17 protein-coding genes and 1 tRNA gene are annotated in these 23,402 nt (G+C 72.3%); 12 read left to right on the top strand and 6 right to left on the bottom strand.

Features of this window, described 5'->3' with window-relative positions; all coding sequences use genetic code 11:
* The first annotated feature begins 106 nt into the window (after window positions 1-106).
* The 6 genes from C1729_RS13125 (at window position 107) to C1729_RS13150 (ending at window position 7,505) form a co-directional block, all read left to right on the top strand.
* Window positions 107-3,109 (top strand): UPF0182 family membrane protein, encoded by a 3,003-nt coding sequence (locus C1729_RS13125; protein ID WP_242493842.1) that lies wholly within the window; start codon window positions 107-109, stop codon window positions 3,107-3,109.
* A gap of 140 nt (window positions 3,110-3,249) precedes the next feature.
* Window positions 3,250-3,323, top strand: a tRNA-Met gene (locus tag C1729_RS13130).
* A gap of 296 nt (window positions 3,324-3,619) precedes the next feature.
* A complete protein-coding gene (locus C1729_RS13135; RefSeq protein ID WP_102510330.1) occupies window positions 3,620-5,020 on the top strand; it encodes an MATE family efflux transporter in 1,401 nt (466 codons plus the stop codon).
* 101 nt (window positions 5,021-5,121) lie between these two features.
* Window positions 5,122-6,015 (top strand): TIGR01777 family oxidoreductase, encoded by an 894-nt coding sequence (locus tag C1729_RS13140; protein WP_102510331.1) that lies wholly within the window; start codon window positions 5,122-5,124, stop codon window positions 6,013-6,015.
* Window positions 6,016-6,153: 138 nt separating this feature from the next.
* Window positions 6,154-6,837: a TetR/AcrR family transcriptional regulator gene (locus C1729_RS13145; RefSeq protein WP_102510332.1), complete on the top strand. Its 684-nt coding sequence runs from the start codon at window positions 6,154-6,156 to the stop codon at window positions 6,835-6,837.
* Between the two features lie 44 nt (window positions 6,838-6,881).
* Entirely contained in the window at window positions 6,882-7,505 is a 624-nt protein-coding gene (locus tag C1729_RS13150) for an L-threonylcarbamoyladenylate synthase (protein WP_102510333.1), read from the top strand.
* Between the two features lie 61 nt (window positions 7,506-7,566).
* On the opposite strand, the gene C1729_RS13155 is transcribed toward C1729_RS13150, so the two are convergent.
* Together C1729_RS13155 and C1729_RS13160 are read right to left on the bottom strand one after the other, a co-directional pair.
* A complete protein-coding gene (locus tag C1729_RS13155; protein WP_102510334.1) occupies window positions 7,567-8,565 on the bottom strand; it encodes an NAD-dependent epimerase/dehydratase family protein in 999 nt (332 codons plus the stop codon).
* 193 nt (window positions 8,566-8,758) lie between these two features.
* Complete coding sequence (locus C1729_RS13160) at window positions 8,759-9,151, bottom strand: cupredoxin domain-containing protein (protein WP_102510335.1); 393 nt, start codon at window positions 9,149-9,151, stop codon at window positions 8,759-8,761.
* Between the two features lie 96 nt (window positions 9,152-9,247).
* On the opposite strand from C1729_RS13160, the gene C1729_RS13165 reads away from it, so the two are divergent.
* Window positions 9,248-10,333 (top strand): Gfo/Idh/MocA family protein, encoded by a 1,086-nt coding sequence (locus C1729_RS13165; protein ID WP_102510336.1) that lies wholly within the window; start codon window positions 9,248-9,250, stop codon window positions 10,331-10,333.
* A 15-nt stretch (window positions 10,334-10,348) separates the two neighbouring features.
* Here the strand turns inward: C1729_RS13165 and C1729_RS13170 are convergent, their stop codons facing one another.
* From C1729_RS13170 to C1729_RS13180, 3 genes are all read right to left on the bottom strand, one after another.
* Window positions 10,349-11,725, bottom strand: coding sequence for an MFS transporter (locus C1729_RS13170; protein WP_165375508.1), 1,377 nt, complete (start codon window positions 11,723-11,725; stop codon window positions 10,349-10,351).
* Between the two features lie 219 nt (window positions 11,726-11,944).
* The gene (locus tag C1729_RS13175) at window positions 11,945-14,569 is read right to left on the bottom strand and encodes a phosphoenolpyruvate carboxylase (RefSeq protein WP_102510700.1); all 2,625 of its coding nucleotides are present in this window, start codon (window positions 14,567-14,569) and stop codon (window positions 11,945-11,947) included.
* A 141-nt stretch (window positions 14,570-14,710) separates the two neighbouring features.
* Window positions 14,711-15,154, bottom strand: a complete 444-nt coding sequence (locus tag C1729_RS13180; protein ID WP_102510338.1) for an HIT family protein — start codon at window positions 15,152-15,154, stop codon at window positions 14,711-14,713.
* A gap of 73 nt (window positions 15,155-15,227) precedes the next feature.
* On the opposite strand from C1729_RS13180, the gene C1729_RS13185 reads away from it, so the two are divergent.
* The 3 genes from C1729_RS13185 to C1729_RS13195 all read left to right on the top strand — a co-directional run bounded on the left by C1729_RS13185 (window position 15,228) and on the right by C1729_RS13195 (window position 18,359).
* Window positions 15,228-16,868, top strand: coding sequence for an AAA family ATPase (locus C1729_RS13185; RefSeq protein WP_102510339.1), 1,641 nt, complete (start codon window positions 15,228-15,230; stop codon window positions 16,866-16,868).
* Window positions 16,868-17,653: a hypothetical protein gene (locus C1729_RS13190; protein ID WP_102510340.1), complete on the top strand. Its 786-nt coding sequence runs from the start codon at window positions 16,868-16,870 to the stop codon at window positions 17,651-17,653. Before C1729_RS13185 ends, C1729_RS13190 begins: the two co-directional genes overlap by 1 nt.
* Before the next feature lie 196 nt (window positions 17,654-17,849).
* Entirely contained in the window at window positions 17,850-18,359 is a 510-nt protein-coding gene (locus tag C1729_RS13195; RefSeq protein ID WP_102510341.1) for a flavodoxin domain-containing protein, read from the top strand.
* Window positions 18,360-18,586: 227 nt separating this feature from the next.
* Here C1729_RS13195 and C1729_RS13200 read toward each other — a convergent pair whose 3' ends face one another.
* Window positions 18,587-20,020 carry an amidase gene (locus C1729_RS13200; protein ID WP_102510342.1) on the bottom strand — a complete coding sequence of 478 codons (1,434 nt, stop codon included), beginning with the start codon at window positions 20,018-20,020 and terminating at the stop codon, window positions 18,587-18,589.
* A 167-nt stretch (window positions 20,021-20,187) separates the two neighbouring features.
* On the opposite strand from C1729_RS13200, the gene C1729_RS13205 reads away from it, so the two are divergent.
* Together C1729_RS13205 and C1729_RS13210 are read left to right on the top strand one after the other, a co-directional pair.
* Complete coding sequence (locus C1729_RS13205) at window positions 20,188-21,567, top strand: RNA 5'-3' helicase PhoH2 (protein WP_102510343.1); 1,380 nt, start codon at window positions 20,188-20,190, stop codon at window positions 21,565-21,567.
* An 80-nt stretch (window positions 21,568-21,647) separates the two neighbouring features.
* Window positions 21,648-23,312 carry a DHA2 family efflux MFS transporter permease subunit gene (locus C1729_RS13210; protein ID WP_340637955.1) on the top strand — a complete coding sequence of 555 codons (1,665 nt, stop codon included), beginning with the start codon at window positions 21,648-21,650 and terminating at the stop codon, window positions 23,310-23,312.
* The last annotated feature ends 90 nt before the right edge of the window (window positions 23,313-23,402 follow it).

Here is a 23,402-nt window from a genome sequence, read left to right on the forward strand (position 1 = left end):
TCCAGTCTGCCGGACGCGTCGGGAGCCTGCCGAACCGGGTGGGAACCTCCGCGCGTCCTGGGGCGTTGGGCGAGGGAGAACGTCTCTCGTCAAGAAGGTAGAAACTGTGGCATTCACACGTCCACCTGCTGATCGTCGTCCCTCCTCGCCGGGCGAGCGTCGCAAGGTCAGCCCGCTCGGCGTCACCGTCGGCGTCATCGCCGCGATCGTCGCGGTCGTCGTCCTCGCAGCCCGCTTTTGGACCGAGGTCCTGTGGTTCGACCAGCTGGGCTTCGAGCGTGTCCTGCTCACGGAGTGGGGCATGCGCGTCGGACTCTTCGTCGTCGGCTTCCTCCTCATGGCGGTGACGGTCGGGCTCAACCTCCACCTCGCGTGGCGCAACCGTCCCGTGTACGCGCCGTCGACGCCCGAGCAGGCGACGCTCGACCAGTACCGCGAGGCGGTCGAGCCGCTGCGGCGGCTCGTGACGTTCGGCGGCCCCGCGCTCCTCGGTCTCTTCGCGGGCGGCGCGCTGTCGTCCCGCTGGGAGACCGTGCTGCTGTGGTTCAACGGCCAGTCGTTCGGCGTCAAGGACCCTGAGTACGGGCTCGACGTCTCCTTCTACACGTTCACGCTCCCGGGCCTGCGCATGGTCACCTCGACGCTCCTCGCGATCGTCGTCGTGAGCCTCCTTGGCGCGGCCGCGATGCACTACCTCTACGGGGGCATCCGCCTCGGTTCCGTCGGAGGCGACTCCCGCACGACGCGCGCGGCGCGCGTGCACCTCTCGGTGCTCGCCGCGATCGGGATGCTCCTGCTCGCCGCGAACTACTGGCTCGACCGCTACTCGATCCTCCTGAGCTCGAGCAAAAGCATCACGGGTGCGACGTACGCGGACGTCAACGCGGTCATCCCGGCGCGTGCGATTCTCGCGGGGGTCGCGGTGCTCGTCGCGATCCTCTTCGTCATCACGGCGGTGCGGGGCAACTGGAAGCTGCCCGCGATCGGCGTGGGGCTCATGATCGTCTCCGCCGTCGCAATCGGCGCGATCTACCCGGCCGTCGTCGAGCGGTTCCAGGTGCGCCCGAACGCGCAGGAGCTCGAGTCCGAGTACATCCAGCGGAACATCGACGCGACGCGGAAGGCCTTCGGCATCGACAAGGTCGAGGTGACGGACTACGACGCGAAGACGACGGCGACAGCTGGCGCGCTGCGCGCGGACTCCGAGACCACGGCGTCGATCCGACTCCTCGACCCGGCGATCGTCTCGCCGACGTTCACGCAGCTCCAGCAGAACCGTCAGTACTACTCGTTCTCCCGGTCTCTCCAGGTCGACCGCTACGAGATCGCGGGCGAGAAGCGCGACACCGTCATCGCGGTGCGTGAGCTCAACCAGGCGGGCCTCGGCGAGGCGCAGCGCAACTGGGTCAACGACCACACCGTCTTCACGCACGGCTTCGGGGTCGTCGCGGCGTACGGCAACGCGGTCAACAAGGACGGGCAGCCCTCGTTCTTCGAGGGCGGCATCCCGTCGGTCGGCGAGCTCGGCGAGTACGAGCCGCGCATCTATTTCGGCCAGAACTCACCCACGTACTCGATCGTCGGGGCGCCCGAGGGCACCGGGAACTGGGAGGTCGACTACCCGGACAACGAGGCCGGACAGGTGATGACGACGTTCCCGACCGACAAAGTCAAGGCGGGCCCGTCGATCGGCAACCCGATCAACAGGCTCCTCTACGCGGTGCGCTTCGGTGACGAGCAGCTGCTCTTCTCGGGTCGTGTGACGTCGGAGTCGCAGATCCTCTACGACCGGGACCCGCGCGAGCGCGTCCAGAAGGTCGCGCCGTACCTCACGCTCGACTCGCGCGTGTACCCGGCGGTCGTCGACGGCCGGGTCAAGTGGATCGTCGACGGGTACACGACGAGCTCGCAGTACCCGTACGCGACCCAGCAGTCGCTCGAGGACGCGACGGACGACACGCTGGCCCGCAACAACCTCGTCGCCGAGGTCGTGCCGCAGACCGTCAACTACATCCGTAACTCCGTCAAGGCGACGGTCGACGCGTACGACGGCTCCGTGACGCTCTACGCGTGGGACACCGAGGACCCGGTGCTCAAGACGTGGCAGAAGATCTTCCCAGCGTCGTTCACGCCGGTGAGCGAGATCTCGGGCGACCTCATGAGCCACATCCGTTACCCGGAGGACTTCTTCAAGGTCCAGCGTGCGCTCCTCGCGAAGTACCACGTCACGGACTCCACGGCGTTCTTCTCGAGCGCCGACTTCTGGCAGACGCCCAACGAGCCGACGTCGAAGGCGGAGACCAACGCGCCGCTGCAGCCGCCGTACTACCTGACGATGCAGATGCCGGGGCAGGACACCCCGTCGTTCTCGCTCATGTCGACGTTCATCCCGGGCGGCACGACGACCGGGCAGCGGCAGGTGCTCACGGGCTACCTGGCGGCCGATGCCGAGGCCGGTGACCAGCCCGGCGTCATCGGCGAGGGCTACGGCACGCTGCGCCTGCTCAACCTGCCGAAGGACAACGCGGTGCCCGCACCGGGCAACGTGCAGAACAACTTCGACACGGACGCGCGGATCGCCGACGCGATCACGGGTCTGCGGGTCGGTAACGCGACGGTCGTCTCGGGCAACCTGCTGACGCTGCCGGTCGGCGGCGGTCTGCTCTACGTCCAGCCGATCTACGTGCAGTCGTCGTCGGGCACGAAGATCCCCCTCATGCGCAAGGTCCTCGTGTCGTTCGGTGACGAGGTCGGGATCGGTGACACGCTCGCGCAGGCGCTCGACGACGTGTTCGGCGGCAACTCCGGCGCGGAGACCGACGAGGAGGACCCGGGGCCGACGGCTCCGCCGACGGACGTGCCGACCGGCGAGCCGACGGACGCGCCGACGGACGCGTCGACCGACGAGCCCACGGGCGAGCCGACGACCGCGCCCGCTCCGGGAATGCCCGCGGAGCAGCTCGCGACGGCGCTGTCGGACGCTGAGAAGGCCATCACGGACGCCGACGCGGCGCTCAAGGGCGGCGACTTCGCGGCGTACGGCGAGGCGCAGAAGCGGCTCGAGGATGCGATCTCGCGAGCGATCGCGGCGCAGAAGGCCGGCGCCTGACGGGCGTTCGTGCACGACGGCGAGGGCCGGTCGTCCCGTACGGGGCGGCCGGCCCTCGCCGTCGGTCGACGGGGAGTGCGCGTCGTCACAGCACCTCGATTTGGCCCCGCGGACACCGTGACGTAGAGTAGAGATACCGACGCGGGGTGGAGCAGCTCGGTAGCTCGCCGGGCTCATAACCCGGAGGTCGCAGGTTCAAATCCTGTCCCCGCTACGAAAGAAGGGCCCCTGGCCTGGGAGAATATCCCAGCCAGGGGCCCTTCGGCTTGCCCGGAACGAGGTGGGTCCGTCTCGCGGCGCGACCCACGTCACACGTCCTCGCCACAGGTCGGGAGGAGAGAGGGCTGGACGGGCGGGGGAGGGTCGGGCGTAGGATCGAAACGTTACGACCCGCAGTGCCGTCAGTCCTCGACCAGCCCGGCAGCACGTCGGAACGGCGCAGCCGCCGACCGACGGACCGGAACCGTACCGCTCCTCGCCCCGCACACCCCGTTCCACCGGAGTCTTGTCATGTCCAAGGCGCTCACCGCCGGCACCCCCTGGCGCGTCATCCTGCTCTTCGCGCTTCCGCTGCTCGTCGGCAACGTCGTCCAGCAGCTCTACCAGGTTGCCGACGCCTGGATCGTCGGACGCGAGCTCGGTGTCGACGCTCTCGCCGCCGTCGGCTCGACCGGCGCGTTGACCTTTCTCCTCCTCGGCTTCGCGTGGGGCATGACGTCCGGCTTCGCGATCCCCACGGCACAGGCCTTCGGCGCGGGCGACGCGGCCGCCGTCCGCCGCTCCGTCGGCGCAGGCGTCGTGCTCACGGGCGCCGCGACCGTCGTCGTCATGATCATCGGCGCGTTCCTCTCGCGCCCCCTCCTCACGCTCATGCAGACGCCCGCCGAGCTGCTCGACGACGCCACCACGTTTGCCGTCGTCAGCTTCCTCGGCGGCTTCGCGACGATGTACTTCAACTACCTCGCCGCGATCATCCGCGCGCTCGGCGACTCCCGCACGCCCCTCGTCTTCCTCTCGATCGCGTGCGTCCTCAACATCGGGCTCGTCTACGTCTTCGTCGCCCTCCTCGACGGCGGCGTCGCTGGCGCAGCCCTCGCGACCGTCGCCGCCCAGACGTTCTCCGTCGCACTGTGCCTCGACCACGTGCGCCGCCGCATTCCCGCGCTCCACATCACGCGCGCTGACCTGCGTGCGTCGCGTGCCGACCTCCTCGAGCACCTGCGCATCGGCCTGCCGATGGGCTTCAACGCGTCGATCATCGCGATCGGCGCGCTCGCCGTGCAGGTGCGGCTCAACACCATGGGCGCCGACGCCGTCGCCGCCTGGACGACCGCCGCCCGCGTCGACGGGCTCGCCGTCGCGTTCCTCGCCTCGATCGGCCTCGCCGTCTCGACGTTCGCCGCCCAGAACTACGGGGCCGGGCTCTCCGACCGCATCCGCCAGGGCGTCCGCGAGGGCACTCTCATGTCGATCTGCGTCTCCATCGTCCTCGCCAGCATCCTCATTACCGCTGGCGCACCGATCATCCGGTCGTTCGTCGGCGACGGCGAGGAGCAGGTCGTCGCGCTCGCCCACCAGTTCCTCGTCATCAACGGCGCGTTCTACTGGGGGCTCGGCGTCCTCTTCACGCTGCGCGGTGCGCTCCAGGGCATGGGGCGCACGCTCGTGCCGACCGTGACGGGCGTCATCGAGCTTGTCATGCGCGTCGCCGCAGCGATTGCCCTCGGCGGGATGTTCGGCTTCGCGGGCGTCGCCTGGGGCAACCCGCTCGCGTGGTTCGGCTCCGTCGCACTTCTCGTACCTGGCTGGTTCGCGCTGCTCCGGGCGCTGCGCGGCGACGAGCTGTCGCCGTCGCGCCCGATCTACGCGCCCGACGCCGACACGCGCTGCGACGAGGCCGTGAGCGCCTGAGCATCTGCGCTCGGAAGTCCGACGCCCCGTACCCGTGGCGCGGGGCGTCGTGCGTGAGGCAGGGTGGTGGGACGGTCGCGCCGCGACCAGGAGGAGGGACGATGCAGATCCTTGTCGCCGGGGCGTCCGGCATGATCGGTGCGCGGCTCGTCGCGCGCCTCCGGGCCGAGGGCCACGACGTTCGCACGCTCGTCCGACGGGACCCGCGGGCCGCGGACGAACGGCGCTGGGACCCAGATGCGGGCCACGTGCCCGACGACGAGATCGCCGCGTGCGACGCTCTCGTCAACCTCGGGGGCGCGCCGCTCGCGCAGCTGCCGTGGACCGACGCCCGACGGACCGCGATCCTCGAGTCGCGCGTCCTCACGACGACCCTCCTCGCCGACGCGGTCGCCGAGAGCCCGAGCCCGCCGACCGTGTGGCTCAACGCGTCGGCCGTCGGGATCTACGGCGACCGACCGGGGGAGCGGCTCGTCGAGGACTCCCCGCGCGGTGCGGGCTTCCTCGCGGACGTCGTCGACGCGTGGGAGGCCGCGACCGCCGGAGCCGCCGGGACGACGCGGGTCGTCCTCGCGCGCACGGGGCTCGTCCTCGGCCCGGGCGGGGCGCTCGCACCACTGCGGCTCGCGACACGGCTCGGTGCGGGCGCGCGCATCGGCGGCGGGCAGCAGCGGTGGCCCTGGATCTCGCTCGACGACGAGGTCGGAGCGATGATCCACCTCCTTACGTCGTCGACGCTCGCGGGGCCCGTCAACCTCGTCGCCCCCGCAACCTCGACGAGCGAGGACGTCACGCGTGCTGTCGCCCGCGTGCTCCACCGCCCGCACCTTCTCGTGCTGCCGCGGCCCGTGCTGCGGCTCGCGCTGCGCGACGCGGCTGACGACCTCCTCCTCGCCGACCAGGACGTCGCACCGGACCGGCTTCTTGCGGACGGGTTCGTCCCCACACACCGCGACCTCGATCGCGCGGTCGCGGCGGCGCTCGCGCGGGGGTGAGCGCCCGCCCCTCACCCGCAGGGACGCGCACCGTGGCGGAACCCGGACGTTGCCCGGAGACGGCACCGTCACGCGTACCATCGGCGACGACAGGGTGCGCTCGACGCGCCGCAGGGGGCGACACAGGGTGGGACGGACATGGCAGGATCACGTCGACGGACAGGCATGCGAGCTGAGACACGAGAGAAGCGCGTGCGCATCCTCGACGCAGCGCTGCGCACGTTCGGGGCGAAGGGCTACTCCAACGCCTCGCTCGCGGACATCGCCGAGCAGGTCGACATGACTCACGCGGGTGTCCTCCACCACTTCGGCTCGAAGCACGCCCTGCTCCTCGAGGTCCTCCAGCACCGGGACACCGACGACGTCGTCGACCTGCCGGACCAGCACATTCCCGACGGGGCCGAGCTCTTCCGTCACCTCGTCCGCACCGCGTTCGTCAATGCCCGCCGCGCGGGGATCGTCCAGGCGTACGCCGTGCTCTCCGCGGAGTCCGTCACAGAGGGCAACCCCGGACGCCCCTACTTCACGAGCCGATTCCGCACCCTGCGCGACGACACCGTGCGGGCCTTCGAGACGATGTGCGCCGAGCAGGGCACCGAGGTCCCCGAGGACGTCGAGCTCGCGGCCGCCGCGATCCTCGCTGTCATGGACGGGCTCCAGGTGCAATGGCTCCTCGACCCCGACCGCATCGACCTCGGCCGCGCGAGCGCGCACGCGATCGAGGCGATCGTCGCTTCGGTCCTCGGGCCCCGCACGGACGTCCTCGGCCCGTGGGAGACATGGGCGCCCGAGCTGCTCGAGCTCGAGGACGAGCAACGCTGAGCGGAGTCCTCCCGCGCGAGTGCCGTTCGACGTAGGCTCGGGCCATGGCACGCTACGTCGAGGTCCACCCGCACGATCCCCAGCCGCGCGCGATCGCCCAGACCGTCGCGCTCCTGCGCGACGGTGGCATCGTCGCCTACCCGACCGACTCGGGCTACGCGCTCGGCGCCGCGATCGGCAACCACGAGGGCGCCGACCGCATCCGGCGCATCCGCCACCTCGGCGAGGGGCACCACTTCACGCTCGTGTGCTCCGACTTCGCCCAGCTCGGCCAGCTCGTCCACCTCGACAACGCGGCCTTCCGTGCCGTCAAGCATGCGACGCCCGGCCCGTACACGTTCATCCTCCCCGCGACGAAGGAGGTGCCGCGCCGCCTCGCGCACCCGCGTAAGAAGACCGTCGGCGTGCGCATCCCCGAGCACCCTGTCGTCCGCGCGCTCCTGCGCGAGCTCGGTGAGCCGCTCCTCTCCTCGACCCTCCTCCTGCCGGACCGCGACGAGCCGCTCACGCAGGGCTGGGTCATCAAGGACGAGCTCGACCACGAGCTCGACGCCGTCCTCGACGACGGCGAGGAGACCGAGGCCCGCCCCACGACGGTCGTCGACCTCTCCGACGGCGCGCCGGTCGTCGTCCGCGTCGGTTCGGGCGACCCGACGCCCTTCGAGTAGCGCGTGCGCACACCAACGGCGCCGTCCCTACCCTGCGGGGGACGGCGCCGTCGGCGCGTGCTCAGGACTTCTGGAGCGCGATGATCGTGCGGATTGTCGCGACGATCTCCGCGCGCACGTCCTCGTGGACGATCCCGAGCACACCCTGCGTGACCGCGGGATCCGTCACCGCGGCACGGTCCTGGAAGATCGCGGCATCGACGAGGTGGATGCCGTGCTCCTTGCCGGCGGCCGCCGTCGCGACGTCGTACTGCTCCATCGCCGGAAGGACTGCCTCGAGCGGCACCGTCACGACGTCGGACACGTCGCGGCCGAGCTCGGCGCAGATGATCTCGTTGAGCTCGCGGTAGGAGAGGTCGTAGTCGTTGATCGCGTAGCGACCGCCGTGCTCGCCCTGCTCCATCGCGCCGACCGCGGCCTGCGCGACCTGGCGGACCGTCACGGCAGACGTCGAGCCCTGCTGGACGTGGACCGCGCCCTCGGTCGCCGCGACCCGGTTGACGAACATCTCCCACAGCGGCATGCGGCCGGGCATCTGGCCGAAGATGTACGGCAGACGCAGCGTCATGACCGCCATCGCACCGTCGCCCTCGAAGTACGCGACCTCCTCCTGCGCGAGGCGCGTCCGCGGGTAGCCGTTGCGGGTGCGGTAGCCGAGCTCGGGCCACAGCTCGCCGAACTCGGCGGTGTAGGAGCCGTAGAGGACGAAGCGCTCGACGCCCACCCGGCGGGCGGCGCGGGCCACGCGCTGCGTGGGGCGCACGTTCGCGTTGTAGAAGTAGTGGGCCGACGGGGCGTCGGGCACGACGCGCTCGTCGGCGCCGGCCGCGTAGAAGACCGCGTGCTTGCCAGCGAGGAGGTTCGCGAGCTCGCCATCCGACATCTCGGTGATGTCGCCGAGCAGCTCGACGACGGGCTCACCGCCGAGATCGTCGAAGAGGCCGTCCGCCGGCACCGGCGGGAGCGACAGCGAGGTGACGCGGTAGCCGCGGCGCACGAGCTCCCGCGCGGTGTGGTAGCCGAGGAGGCCCGTGCCTCCGATGACGAGGACGTCCAGCATCGTCCTGCCCTTCTCTGAGCCCTGTGGTTCTCTCACCTCCAGTTATTCCACCCCGCTCGCGGGGAGAGCGGGCCGATGGTCCCCGCGCTCCCAGGCCGTTGGTCCCCGATTCGTGCGGGTGACACGTGTCCCCGCGGGTGTGGCAGCGCGTCCGGACGTCTTGGTGTCAAGAGAGTCGACGTCGAGGGGTGCGTCAGCCGGTGATCGTCATGACCATGCCGGCCTCGCGGTGCCCCGTGACGGCGCACCACGCGTCGAGCGTGCCGTCGACGACCCCGACGACGAGGGTCGCAGTCTCTCCCCGGGGCAGCAGCGGCGTCTGCAGCCCGCTCGCCGTCACGAGGTCGTGCGGCATGCCGTCGACGTTCTTGAGCTCGATGACGAGGCTGCGACCTTCGGGCACCGCGATCTCCTGCGGGTGGAACCGCATGTCGCGCGCGAGCACGGGCACGTGGTAGCTGCCGTCGTCCGCGACGTATGGGGCGGCCGGCTCCTCGGACGCCTGCGGGCCGCACGCGGCGAGGGCGAGGGCAGCGGTGAGGACGACGGCGGCGCGGCGCGGGGCGGGACGGCGAAGGCTCTTCACCCGTCGACCCTAGCCCCGCACACGCTCGAGCGGCCCGCCGGTGCGGGCGGGGTGCGAGGATGGCCTCGCACGTCCACGACGATGAGGAGGCAGCGCATGGCAGCGGCGAAGGTCGGGATCCTCGGCTACGGGCTCGGTGGGGCCGCGTTCCACGCGCCGTTCGTCGCGTCGACCCCGGGGCTTGAGCTCACGGCGGTCGTCACGGGCCGCGCGGCGGCCGCCGAGGAGATCGGACGCCGCTACCCCGGGACGCGCGTCCTGCCCGACGCCGACGCCCTGTGGCGGGCGGGCGTCGACGTCGTCGTCGTCACGACCCCCAACCGCACGCACGTACCGCTCGCACGTGCCGCGCTCGAGCGAGGCTTCGGCGTCGTCGTCGACAAGCCGGCGGCGCCCGACGGGGCGACGCTGCGACGCCTCGGTGAGCTTGCCGACGCGCGCGGCGCCCTTCTCACCGTGTTCCACAACCGTCGGTGGGACGACGACCACCTCACGCTGCGCCGCCTCCTCGGCGAGGGAGCGCTCGGGGAGGTCCTCCGCTACGAGGCCCGGTGGGAGTCGTGGCGGCCCGTGCCGCGCGGCGGCTGGCGCGAGTCCGCCGACCCGGCGGACCTGCCGGGGCTGCTCCACGATCTCGGCACGCACCTCGTCGACCAGGCGCTCGACGTGCTCGGTCCGGTCGCGACGGTCTACGCGGAGACCGACGTGCGCCGCGCGGGCGTCGGCGCGGACGACGACGCGTTCGTCGCGCTCACGCACGTCGGCGGGGCGCGCTCGCACCTCGCCGTGAGCGCGCTCGTGCCGGTGCCCGGGCCGCGGCTGCGTGTCGTCGGCGCCCACGGCCAGGCCGAGTCGTGGGGCCTCGACCCGCAGGAGGTCGCGCTGCGGGCCGGCCGCCGCCCCGTGGGCGACGGCCTCACGGACGACGGCACGCTGTGGGGTGCGCGCACCCCCGCGGGCACGATGACGCTCACGGCGGGCGGTCCCGACGGGACCACGACGAGCGACGTGCCGCTCGTCCCCGGCGACCACGGCGCGTTCTACGCGCAGCTCGCCGAGGCCGCCGCGGGACGCGGGCCCGTCCCGGTGAGCGTCGAGAGCGCGGCGGTGACGCTCGACGTCGTCGCGGCCGCGCACCGTGCGGCCGCGACGGGCCAGGTCGTCACGCTCGGCACGCGCTGAGCCTCGCGCGGGACATCAGGGGCGGGGGAGCGTCTCGAGGTGCCGGCGGAGCCGCCCGTCCTCGGACACCGCCATGACCACCCCGACGACGAGGATCGGCGCGAGCGAGAGCCACGCGAGCGTGAAGCCACGGTCGGAGAACAGCGCGGGGCTCGTCTCTCCCACGAGGTCGAGGACGACGCCGAGGACACCCATCGCGAGAAGGTTCGCGACGAACGCGCCCGCGTTGACCATGCCGGTTGCGACGCCCTGCGAACGCAGCGGCACGGTCGTGCGCGCCTGGTCGAGCCCGATGAGCGACGCGGGCCCCGAGACGCCCATGACGACGACGAGCATGACGAGAACGCCGGCCGGCACGGGCCCGGGCCAGCCGAGCACGACGGCCCAGGCCGCGACCTGCACGCTGACGGCGCCGAGGACGAGGCGCAGGCGCCGTTCGGCCCAGCGGGCGGAGAGGAGGCCGACGAGCGGGCTCACGACGATGACCGAGGCGACGTACACGGAGAGGATGCTGAGCGCGGTCTCGTCCGACAGTCCCTCGGCGCGTGTCATGTAGGGGAAGCCCCACAGGAGCACGAACGTGTACGCGGGCATCGCGGAGACGAAGTGGAGCCAGAACCCGGCGCGGGTTCCGGGGTCGAGAAGCGTGCGGCGCAGCGACGGGGCGTCGGGCGTCGGTGCGACGACCGCGTCACGCAGCACGGGCGGGGCCTCGTCCGTCGTCCGGTCCGTGCCGGACCCCGGATCTCGGTCCGTGAGGTCGATGTCAATCGAGACGGGCCGTGCGTCGCGCACGACGAGGACGACGAGGACCGCGGCGAGGAGGGTCACGGACCCGGCCGACGCGAACGCGGCCGTCCACCCGTGGAGGGCGACGAGCGCGACGAACGGACCGAGCGAGAGCAGCTGGCCGAGCTGGCCGACGAGACCCGTCACCTGCGTGGCGACGGGGACGGTGCGCGCGGGGAACCAGGCGGGCAAGAGGCGCACGGCCGGGATGAAGACGAACGCGTCGCCCGAGCCGACGAGCACGCGGGCGGCGACGGCGCCGGGCACGGAGTCGGCGAGGCCGAGGAGGATCTGGCCGACGCCGATGAGCGCGCAGCCGACCGTGAGCGAGAGGCGGGGACCGAAGCGGTCGAGGAACGAGCCGACGGGCACCTGGAGTCCGGCGTAGACGACGAGCTGGAGCACTGCGAACGACGACAGCGCAGACGAGGTCGTGCCGAAGCGGACGGCGGCCTCGACGCCGGTCGCGGACAGCGACGAGCGGGCCGCGACGGCGAGGACGTAGGCGAGGAGCGCGACACCCCAGACGACGAGAGCGCGCCTCGTGATCCGGTCGATCGGGCGAGGGGTGTCGTGGTGGCCTGCCGGGCCGGGCTGCGGCACTGGGGGTTCCTTCCGCGGAGGTCCGGCCCGTCGGGGCCGGGGAGGGTGGGCGCTGAAACATCCTACCTTTAGGGTGCCCCTGTGGTCCGGGTGTCTCACCGCGGTGTTCCCGGCGCTCGCCCGGCCCACGTGGAACGGCGCCCGCACCGTTCCTTCCCGAGACGACGACGCGGGGCCGCGCATGTGCGCGACCCGGCGTCGATGTGCCGTGCAGGAGGCTCAGCCCGTGTTCTGGAGACCGGCAGCCACACCGTTGAGCGTGATGAGCAGGAGCCGCTTGATCCGCGCGATCTCCTCCTCCGACCGGTTGTCGTCGAGACGCAGCGACCGCAGCGCGCGCACCTGGATGAGCGAGAGCGCGTCGACGTAGGGGCTGCGCATCTGCACCGCCCGGCCGAGCACGCGCATGTTCGCGAGCATCCGATCCTTGCCCGTCGTGCGCAGCACCCACTCCTTGGTGAGCGCCATCTCCTCGAGCACGAGCGCCGCGAGGTCCTCACGGTCGCCGAGCGCGAGGTAACGGGCCGCGATGCGCTCGTCCGTCTTCGCGAGCGACATCTCGACGTTGTCGATCATCGTCGAGAACAACGGCCAGCTCTCGTACGCGCGGCGCAGCTCGTCGACGTCGCCCACGGCCGCGAGGGCCGTCCCGAGGCCGAACCAGCCCGTGAGGTTGATGCGCGCCTGCGACCACGCGAAGACCCACGGGATCGCACGGAGGTCGTCGAGCGAGTTGATCGACAGACCACGCTTCGCAGGGCGCGAGCCGAGCGGCAGCAGCCCGACCTCCTCCTGAGGCGTCACCTGCGCGAACCACGCGGGGAATCCGGGGGAGTGGACGAGGTCGAAGAACCGCTTGCGCGACGCCGTGTCCATGACCGCGGCGATGCCCGCGAAGGCCTCCGCAGCCTCGGAGTTGCGCTGCTCGTTGCTCGGCGCGGACGCGAGCAGCGTCGCGGCTGCGACCTGGTCGATGTGCCGGGCCGCGATCGCCGGGTCGCCATACCGCGCCGCGATGACCTCGCCCTGCTCCGTGAGCTTGAAACGGCCGTCGACCGAGTGGGGCGGCTGCGCGAGGATCGCGCGGTTCGCCGGGCCGCCACCACGGCCGAGCGCGCCGCCACGTCCGTGGAACAACGTGAGCGTGATGTTGTTGCGCTGCGCCCAGTCGGCGATGCGCTGCTGCGCGTCGTAGAGCGCGAGCGTCGCCGACACCGGGCCGACGTCCTTCGAGGAGTCGGAGTAGCCGAGCATGACCTCGAGACGACGCTCCGTCGCCGCGAGCCGCTCGACGACCTCGGGCTGAGTGATGTACTCCTCGAGCACATCGACCGACGCCTCGAGGTCCGCGAACGTCTCGAAGAGCGGGATGACGTCGAGCACGGGCAGGTCTGCGTCCTCGCCGAGCGCGTGACGTGCGAGCTCGTAGACGTTGCCGAGGTCCTCCGCCGACGTCGTGAACGACACGATGTAGCGTCGCGCGGCCGGAACGCCGTAGCGGTCCTGGACGAACGCGATCGCCCGGAACGTGTCGAGCACCTCGACCGCACGCTCCGAGAGCGGACCGTCGACCCCATGCTCCGCGATCTCCGCGAGCGTCTCGCGGTGCACCTGCGAGTGCTGCCGCACCTCGTGCTCCGCGAGGTGGAAGCCGAACGTCTGCACCTGCCAGATGACCTGCTGGAGGTCGCCGTACGCGACACGCGTCGCACGCGCCTCGACGAGCGAGCGCTGCACGACGAGAAGGTCCGCGAGAAGTTCGTCCGACGTGCGGTAGGCGAGGTCCGCGTCACGACGACGCGTCGCGCTCACACGCTCCGCGACGACGAGCAGCACCCGACGGTGCGGCTCGTTGGGCGACCGCACCGCGATCTCCCGCGTGAGCTCCTCAGCCATGCGCGTCTGCGTGCGCCACAGCGCCGTGAGCTCGGCCGAGCCGGGCGTCGAGTCGCCGTCGTGCGTGAGGCTGCGCCCCAGCTCCGCGACGACGCGCTCGAGCGCGACGAGCACGTGCTCGTTCGCGATCGCCGCCGCCTGCTTCGTGATCGCGGCCGTGACGTTAGGGTTGCCGTCCCGGTCCGCGCCGATCCACGTGCCGAGCCGCACGAACGGGGCGACCCGCGGCTCGACGAGCCCCGCGTCCTCACCGTTGAGCAGGTCGTCGAAGCGACGGTAGACGACGGGGAAGGTCTCGAAGAGCGTCTGGTCGAAGACGTTCATCGCGGTGCGGACCTCGTCGAGCGGCGACGGCTTCGACGAGCGCAGTGGCGCCGTGCGCCACAGCGTGTCGATCTGGCCGAGCAGACGACGGTGGTTGTCCGCGAGCGTGATACCGCCGATCGCCTGGACGTCGCGCTCCGCGAGGAGCTCCGTGATCCTACGGATCGCCGCGGCCACGGCACGACGACGGGCCTCGGTCGGGTGTGCCGTGAGCACGGGCCGGAACTCGAGCGCACGGATACGCCGCGCAGTCTCCTCCGCGCCGACCTCGTCGCGCAGCCGCGCGACCGCCGACTGCACGTCGTCGTTGACGGCCGACACCGCGCCCGTGTCGGCCTCGCGACGCCGCAGGATGCGCACGCGGTGGTGCTCCTCGGCGAGGTTAACGAGGTGGAAGTAGCACGTGAACGCTCGGGCGACCTGCTCGGCACGCTCGAGCGAGAACGTCTCGATGAGAGCCTCGGCCGCCTCGATCGACGCGGAGCCGTCCTCGTCGTACGCGGCGATCGTCAGCGAGCGCAGACGCTCGACGTCGTCGAGGAGGTCCTCGCCGACCGACTCCGTGAGGATCTGACCGAGCATGCCGCCGAGCAGACGAACGTCCGCGCGCAGCTCGTCCGGCATCTCGTGCCGTGCCGTCCCGCGCTCGTCCGGCTGTGTGGGGGTGGATTCCTGATGGGTCACGTCCCCGACCATAGGACCTTCGTCGCGCCCGGCGCGCGTCTGTTCGTCATGCGGTCCCGTGCGCGGACCGTGACGGACGTCTCAGTCGGGCGCGCCGAGCGTCGGCGGGACGTGCGCTCCCTCGCCGCCCGCACGCAGCGCGGCGCGCACCCGCTCCATCGCGTCGTCGAGCTCGTCGGCCGGCACGTCCGACCTCGCGTGCGCGAACGACAGCTCTGCCTCGCCCCACGCAGGCAGCACGTGAAGATGCAGGTGAGGGACCTCGAAGCCGGCGACGAGGAGCGCCGCGCGCGGCGCCTCGAACGCCACCTCCTGCGCACGCCCGATCGCGGCCGCGACCCGGGACAGGTGCGCGAGCAGACCGTCGTCCGCGTGCGTGAACGACGCGACCTCCGCCCGGGGGACGACGAGCACGTGCCCAGGGGTGATCGGAGCGATCGTCGCGAACGCCACCGCGACCGGGTCCGACCACACGAACCGTCCAGGGATCTCGCCGTCGATGATGCGTGTGAAGAGCGTCGCCATGCGAGCAATCTACTGCGCTATCTTGACCGGGGCAGGCACGCGCGCGGACCGCGCGCACGAGGGAGGGGCCGTCATGAACCCGCAAGGAGCTCCGAGCACGTCGCAGAAGTTCCGGGAGTCGCTCCTCGACCTGCTGCGCGCACGCCACCCCGTCGTCCTCGTCGAGACGCATGAGACCGAGCGCGTCATGGCGGCCGTCGTCTCGATCGCGCAGGACCCCACCGCGTTGCGCACTCAGCGCCAGGTCCTCGCCTACTCCCTCTCCCGCGGCCTCCACCACCCCGGCGACCCCGGCCGCGCCCAGGTCCCCGAGGACGCGCTCACCGCCGCGATGTCGACGCCCGTGCCGACGATCTTCGTCTTCAACGACCTCCACCACTTCCTCGGCGGCAACGGTCGTGAGGTTGACCCGATCCTCGTGCGCGCGCTCCTCGACGTCGCAGCCGCGTTCAAGGCGGGCGACGTCGCCCACACCCTCGTCATCGTCTCGCCGTCGCTCCAGCTGCCGACGGACCTCGAGAAGGTCGTCTCCGTCGTCGACCTGCCGCTTCCCGACACCGATGAGCTCGGCGAGGTGCTCGACGCGATCTGCGACGCGAACGCGGGCGGCATCCGCGTCGAGCTCACGTCGACGGACCGCGAGAACCTCCTCCAGGCCGCGCGCGGCCTCACCCGCTGGGAGGCCGAGAACGCGTTCGCCCGGGCGATCGCCGGCGACCGGGTCCTCTCGCGCGACGACATCGCGCGCGTCGTCGAGGAGAAGCGTCAGACGATCCGCAAGTCCGCGCTCCTCGAGTTCGTGCCGCCGTCCGGCACGATCGAGGACGTCGGGGGGCTCGACAACCTCAAGCGGTGGCTCGTCACACGCCAGGGGTCGTGGCTGCCGCAGGCCGCCGGCTGGGGCGTGCCCGCGCCCAAGGGGATCCTCATCACGGGCGTGCCGGGCTGCGGCAAGTCGCTCACCGCGAAATGCTCGTCGACGCTCTGGGGCCTGCCGCTCCTGCGCCTCGACGTCGGCAAGGTCTTCGCCGGCTTCGTCGGGTCGTCCGAGCAGAATATGCGCGAGGCGCTCCGCCTCGCCGAGGCGGTCGCGCCGTCGATCCTCTGGATCGACGAGATCGAGAAGGGCTTCGGCTCCGCGGGCCAGTCGCAGTCGGGGGACTCGGGGACGAGTCAGCGCGTCTTCGGCACGTTCCTCACGTGGCTCCAGGAGAAGACCGCGCCCGTCTTCGTCATCGCGACCGCCAACAAGATCGACGCCCTGCCGCCCGAGTTCCTCCGCAAGGGACGCTTCGACGAGATCTTCTTCGTCGACCTGCCCACGCCCACGGAGCGCGAGGAGATTTGGCGGCTCCACCTCGACCGGCGGCTCGCCGCAGGCCATGAGCTCGGCACTGCGGCCGCCCCGACGGCCGGTCTGCTCCGCGACCTCGTCGCCGGCTCCGAAGGGTTCTCGGGGGCAGAGATCGAGCAGGCCGTCGTCTCCGCATGCTTCGACGCGTACGCGGGACGACGCGCGCTCACGGTCGACGACGTGCGTCGTGCCGTCGTCAACACCGTCCCGCTGTCCGTCACGCAGGCCGAGCAGATCGCGCGCACGCGCGAGTGGGCGGCCTCGCGGGCCGTCGCCGCGAGCCTCGTCGACGAGCCCGGGGTTCCCCTGCACCCCGAGCTCGCACCCGACGACGTCCGTGGGCGGAGGGTGGCCTACTGATGGCGTTCGACCGCGTCCGCAGCGCCGAGGACCGGCTCGCGGACAGCACATGGCACAGGGGCGAGCGCGTGGGTTTCTGGCTCACGGTCGCGACCCTCGGCTGCTTCACCTTCGCGTGGTTCGGCATCCACGCGCTGCGCCAGTTCCACACCGCGCGCCGCTCGGTCGACGAGTCGTGGGCCGTCGTCTGGGGCATCGCCGCCGGTGTGTCGATGAGCTTCGGCGGTGGGCTCGACTTCTCGACGGACGCCGCCGCCGGGATCTCCGTGCTCGTCTGGGCCGTGCGGCTCGGCTCGTTGTTCCACGTCTACGTCGATCACACGGCGCGCATGCGCGGCCTCGCCGACGGCGAGGCCGCGCGCGAGCGCTCGATGATCGCGAGCGTCCTCGGCGGCCCCGGTGGTCCCGGCGGTCCGACGGCGCAGGGCCGGCCCGGCCCCGCGGTCGGCGGTCGCTTCGAGGTCCCGGCGAGCGACCCGTTCGCCGCGGGCCTGCCCACCACGCCGACACCGCCCCCTGCCACGCCGAGGCCGCCCGTGCGCGGACGCTCGTGGGGGCGCCTCGGTCACGGGGATCCCGACCCGGACAGCGGCCGACGGCTCGAGTCGCCTGCACCACCACCCGGACCCCGAGCCACGGCCGGTGCGCCCGCCGACGGCACACCGGACGCCCCCGTGTGGGTTCCCGGGCTCGAGCCGCTCGACCCGCGCGACGCCGTCCGCGGCCGGCGCGACGGGCGCGGCGACCCTGCAGCACCGCCGAGCGGACGCGTCCTCGACCTCTGAGCGTCGGCCCGCTCGCAGCACCCGTCGCAGGCCCGGGCCGTCGTGCGAGCAGCCTCGACGACGGCTGCGGCCGCTGTGACGCGCGCGGCCGTGCGTGGGGGACCTCAGGCCCAGCCTCAGGCGGACGACGTGGGAAACACTGGACGGACGGAGTGCGAGGGGTCGTATCCATCCGGCAGTCTGCAAGGAGACTCACATGTTGGTTCTGGTCGCGGTGGCGTCACGCCATGGCAGCACGCTCGAGATCGGCGAGCAGATCGGTGACGTCCTGCGTGGCGCGGGCCTCGGCTGCGACGTCCGCCCGGCGGGCGAGGTCGCGTCGCTCGACGGCTACGACGCGGTCGTCGTCGGCTCGGCGGTCTACACGGGCCGCTGGCTCGCGGACGCCCGGGACCTCGTCGACAAGCGCGCCGCTGAGCTGGCTGCGCTGCCCGTGTGGCTATTCTCCTCGGGGCTCGCGGACTCGCCGGCCAAGGCGTCGAACCGCCCCGCCGAGACCGTCGACCGCATGAACGTCACGGGGGCCGTCGCGCACCGGCACTTCCCCGGCAAACTCGACTTGAGCGTCCTCAACTTCTCCGAGCGCGCGATCATCGCCGCGGCTCGCGGCAAGCAGGGCGACCGCCGCGACATGGCCGCGGTGCGCGAGTGGGCGAGCACGATCGCGGCGCACCTCGTCGGTTCCCCCGAGCGCACGGACGCCTGACCCGCCTCCGCCCCCAGCGGCCCGATAGCCGATCGGACCACGTGACGTGGGCGGATCGGCTATCCACCCAGGGGCGCGTGCGCTCGATAGCGGATCCGTACGCAGGACGCGTACGGATCCGCTATCGGCTGCGCCAACGGCTACGGAGGGCAGAGCCCGTGAGGGGCAAGCTGTCCGGCCAGGGTCAGGCCGTGTGAGTCCAAGGTCAGGCCAAGGTCAGTCCAAGGTCAGGCCAGCGGCGGGCGGCGGTCCTGCCAGCGGTGGATCTCCTCGAGCCACAGCGCGAGCGCGAGCAGCTCCGCGTCATGACCGAGGCGGCCGCCGAGCTGCACGCCGATCGGTAGCGTCGTCCCGTCGACGTCGAGCTGCGCGACCGGGAGCGACACCGCCGGACGTCCCGTGAGGTTCCACACGCTTGTCCACGGCGTGAAGCGCGTCTGCGCCGCGAAGTCCGCGGCAGGGTCCGCGTCGTCGCGTAGCGCGTCGGGACGGACGGGCGGTTGCGCGAGCGTCGGCGTGACGACGACGTCGAGGTCCTCCCACGCCTGCCCGACGGCCCGCACGAGCCGCTGGTGAGCGACGACCGCGTCGGCGTGCTCGACGCCCGTGACGCGCCTGCCGTTCTCCCGCAACCAGCGCGTGAGGGGTCGGAGCATGCCTTCGGCCTCGGGCGGCACGGGGACCTGCAGGGCCATGACCGACCACAGCGCGGCGAACGCGTCCCACGCCTCGGCGGCGAACGGCACCGGCGCCTCGACGACGTCGTGGCCGAGCGACGCGAGGTCGTCCGCCGTCCGCTCCGCCGCTGCGACGCACGCCGGGTGGACGACGGCGTCGGCCGTGATGAGCGGCGTCGTCAGCAGCCCGACGCGCAGCCGACGCGGGCGCGCGTCGAGCGCCGCGAGGAAGCCGCCCGCGGGGCGACGCGTCTCGACCATGTCTCCCGGCCACGGGTGCGCGAGGACGTCGAGGAACGCGGCCGTGTCCCGGACGTCGCGCGTGAGCACCCCGTTGCTCGCGAGACCCGCCCCGTCCGTGCCCCACGGGCCCGGGCTCACGAGCCCGCGGCTCGGCTTGAGCCCGACGAGCCCGCACGCGCTCGCGGGGATGCGGATCGAGCCACCGCCGTCGTTGCCCTGGGCGACCGGGACGATGCGCGCCGCGACCGCGGCGGCCGCTCCGCCGCTCGAGCCGCCAGCCGTGCGCGTCGTGTCCCACGGCGTGCGTGCCGGGGGAGTGCCGTCGGGCTCGGTGTAGCAGGGCAGGCCGAGCTCGGGCGTCGTCGTCTTGCCGAGCATCACCGTGCCCGCACGAGCGAGGAGCGTGGCGACGCCGTCATCGACGTCCGCGACGTTGTCCGCGAGGAGCGCGGACCCCGCCGTGAAGCGCACGCCCGCGACCATCGTGAGGTCCTTAACGGGGCACGGGACGCCGAGCAGCGGTGGGAGGCTGCGCGCGTCGTTGGCGGCAGCGAGGACCCTCTCGGCCTCCGCGGCCTCGGCGAGCGCCCGCTCGGGCGTGAGCGTGACGAACGCGCCGACCTGCGGGCCGAGACGCTCGGCGCGGTCGAGCGCATGGCGCACGACCTCCGTCGGGGAGGTCTCGCGACGGCGGATCGCCTCCGCGGTCTCGAGGGCTGTGAGGTCGTGGAGCTCGCTCATGCTCCGAGCCTAGGCCCGGTGTGCGCCCGGAGTTCGGCGCGTGTTCGCCCGCCCCTCTCTTCCCCGACGAACGACACCGCTGTAGTTTGGCTGTGACGGACGACACACCGTCGTCCGGCGCCCCCGGGCCGACCACCCAGGCCGGCCCCCAGCGCAGGGAGCCTCGCATGAACCCCACGAGCACGACGGTCACCCGGACCACGCGCACGGAGGGAGGTGAGGGTCCCGTGCGGACGTTCGTCGTCGACACCTCCGTCCTCCTCGCCGACCCCGCCGCCCTGCGACGCTTCGCCGAGCACGACGTCGTCCTGCCCCTCACCGTCGTCACCGAGCTCGAGGCCAAACGCCACCACGCCGAGCTCGGCTACTTTGCCCGCGCCGCCCTGCGCGCGCTCGACGACCTCCGGGTCCGCCACGGCGGCCTCGACCGCCCCCTGCCGCTCGGCGCAGGCCTCGGCACCCTGCGCGTCGAGCTCAACCACATCGACCCGGCCGTCCTCCCCGCGGGCTTCCGGCTCGGCGACAACGACTCCCGCATCCTCGCTGTCGCCGCGGGCCTCGCCGCCGAGGGCGCCGACGTCACCGTCGTCTCCAAGGACCTGCCGATGCGCATCAAGGCGTCCGCGTGCGGCCTCACCGCCGAGGAGTATCGCGCCGAGCAGGCCACCGAACCCGGCCACACCGGGATCGCCGAGCTCGACGTCCCCGAGGCGACGATGGCCACGCTCTGGGAGCACGAGTCCTTCCCGCTGAGCGACCTGCCGCCCGCAACCCTCACCGCGTTCCAGGAGACGACGACGCCGCACGTCCACACGGGCCTCGTCCTCCACTCCCCACGAGGCTCCGCCCTCGGCCGCATCACCGCCGACAAGCACGTCCAGCTCGTCCGCGGTGACCAGGAGGTCTTCGGGCTGCGCGGCCGCAGCGCGGAGCAGCGCATCGCGATCGACCTCCTCGCCGACCCGTCGATCGGCATCGTCTCTCTCGGCGGACGCGCCGGCACCGGCAAGTCCGCGCTTGCACTCTGCGCCGCCCTCGAGGCCGTCCTCGAGAAGCGCGAGCACCGCCGCATCATGGTGTTCCGGCCGCTCTACGCGGTCGGCGGCCAGGAGCTCGGCTACCTGCCCGGCACCGAGGCCGAGAAGATGAACCCGTGGGCGGACGCCGTCTACGACACCCTCGGCGCCGTCGTCGCCAAGGAGGTCGTCGAGGAGGTCCTCGCCCGCGACCTCCTCGAGGTCCTACCCCTCACGCACATCCGCGGACGCTCCCTCCACGACGCGTTCGTCATCGTCGACGAGGCCCAGTCCCTCGAGCGCGGCGTCCTCCTCACCGTCCTGTCGCGCATCGGGCAGAACTCGCGCGTCGTCCTCACGCACGACGTCGCGCAGCGCGACAACCTGCGCGTCGGACGGCACGACGGCGTCGCGGCGGTCGTCGAGCAGCTCGCCGGCCACCCGCTCTTCGCGCACGTCACTCTCACCCGCTCCGAGCGGTCGCCCGTCGCGGCGCTCGTCACCCAGCTCCTCGAGGACGTCACGGCGTAGGCCGGCTGGGCGCGGCACGACGCGGGCTGCGCGGCGCGGACACCGTTGTCCGTGCTGACGCGACGTGGTTAACCTGCACCGTGAGCCACGACCCCCACGCCCCCACGACGCCCACCCCCACGACGCCCGCGCCCACGACGCCCACGCCGACGCCGCCCGCGCCGACGGTGGCCCTCGTCGACCTTGGCGGACGCAGCCCGTGGAGCATCCTCCCGGCGCTCTGCCTCGGCTTCTTCGTCATCATGGTCGACACGACCATCGTCAACATCGCGGTCCCGACCCTCCAGACAGCGTTCGATGCGACCCTCACGACCGTCGGCTGGGTCAACAGCGCCTACCTCCTGAGCTTCGCGGTGCTCCTCCTCGTCACGGGCCGCCTCGGTGACCGTTTCGGGCCACGCCCCGTCTTCGTCTGGGGGCTCGTCGTCTTCACGCTCTCGTCGCTCGCGTGCGGCCTCTCCGGGCTCGCCGGGTCCATCGAGCTGCTCGTCGCCGCGCGTGCCGTCCAGGGCGTCGGCGCGGCCCTCATGACACCGCAGACGATGTCGATGATCACGCGCGTCTTCCCGCGCGAGCGTCGCGGCGCCGCCATGGGCGTGTGGGGCTCGGTCGCGGGCCTCGCGACGATCGCCGGGCCGCTCCTCGGCGGGCTCTTCGTCGAGACGATCGGCTGGGAGTGGATCTTCTACGTCAACATCCCTGTCGGCATCGTCGCGCTCGTCCTCGCCGTCCGCAGCTTGCCGACGCTTCCGACGCACTCGCGGTCGTTCGACATGCTCGGCGTCGTCCTGTCCGTCGTCGGCCTCTTCCTCCTCGTCTTCGGGATCCAGGAGGGGCAGAGCTTCGGGTGGGGGCGCGTCATCGGGCCCGTGACGGTCTGGTGGATCCTCGGTGCGGGAGCCGTCGTCACCGCGGCGTTCCTCGCCTGGCAGAAGCGGCGTGGGCCGGACGCGCTCCTGCCGCTCACGCTCTTCACGCACCGGACATTCGCGCTCGCGAACGTCGGCGGAGCCGTCGCGTCGTTCGCGATGATCGGCATCTTCTTCCCGCTCACCCTGTTCCTCCAGCAGGTGCTCGGCCTCAGCGCGCTCCACGCGGCGCTCGTCAACCTGCCGGGATCGGTGCTCTCCGGCATCGTCGCGCCGTTCGCGGGACGGCTCGCGGACCGGGTCCCCGGCAAGTGGGTCGTCGCGGCAGGCTTCGGTTTCCTCGTGACGTCCGTCGCGTGGGTCGCGCTCGTCGTCGAGCCCGGCATCTCGGTGTGGCGCGTCTACCCGCCGATGGCCCTCTTCGGCGTCGGCACCGGCATGCTGTTCTCCCCGCTCGCGGCGCTCGCGACGTCGGGCCTGGCCCCCGCGACGGCCGGAGCCGGCGCGGGCGCGTTCAACATGAACCGCCAGGTGGGTGGTGTCATCGGCTCCGCCGTCATTGTCGCGACACTCACGTCGCGCATCGCCGTCGAGATCCCCGCGGCGCTCGCCCGCGCGTCGGAGGGGCTGCCCGACGACGTGCGCGAGGTCGTCGGGAGCCTTGCGCCGTCGCTCAGCAGCGGGCTCGGTGCGGCGGGTGCGTTCGCCCCCCCCGCGGGCGTGCCCGCCGACGTCGCCGCGCAGGTGCGGGAGGTCGTGCTCGGCGCGGTGCACGCAGGCTTCGCTACGGCCGTGGGTCAGACGATGCTGCTCGCGGCGGGAGTGCTCGCGGTCGGCCTCGTCGCGGCCCTCGCGATGGAGAAGAACCCGCACTGAAAACCGCGTGGAGGTCGGAAGAGCAGCCGGACTCTGCCCCGGACGCGGCGTCGGGCTCGCCCCGGACGCAACGCAGCCCCGGACGCCGTG

It is taken from the genome of Sanguibacter massiliensis (genome assembly GCF_900240335.1).
Lineage (GTDB): Bacteria > Actinomycetota > Actinomycetes > Actinomycetales > Cellulomonadaceae > Flavimobilis > Flavimobilis massiliensis.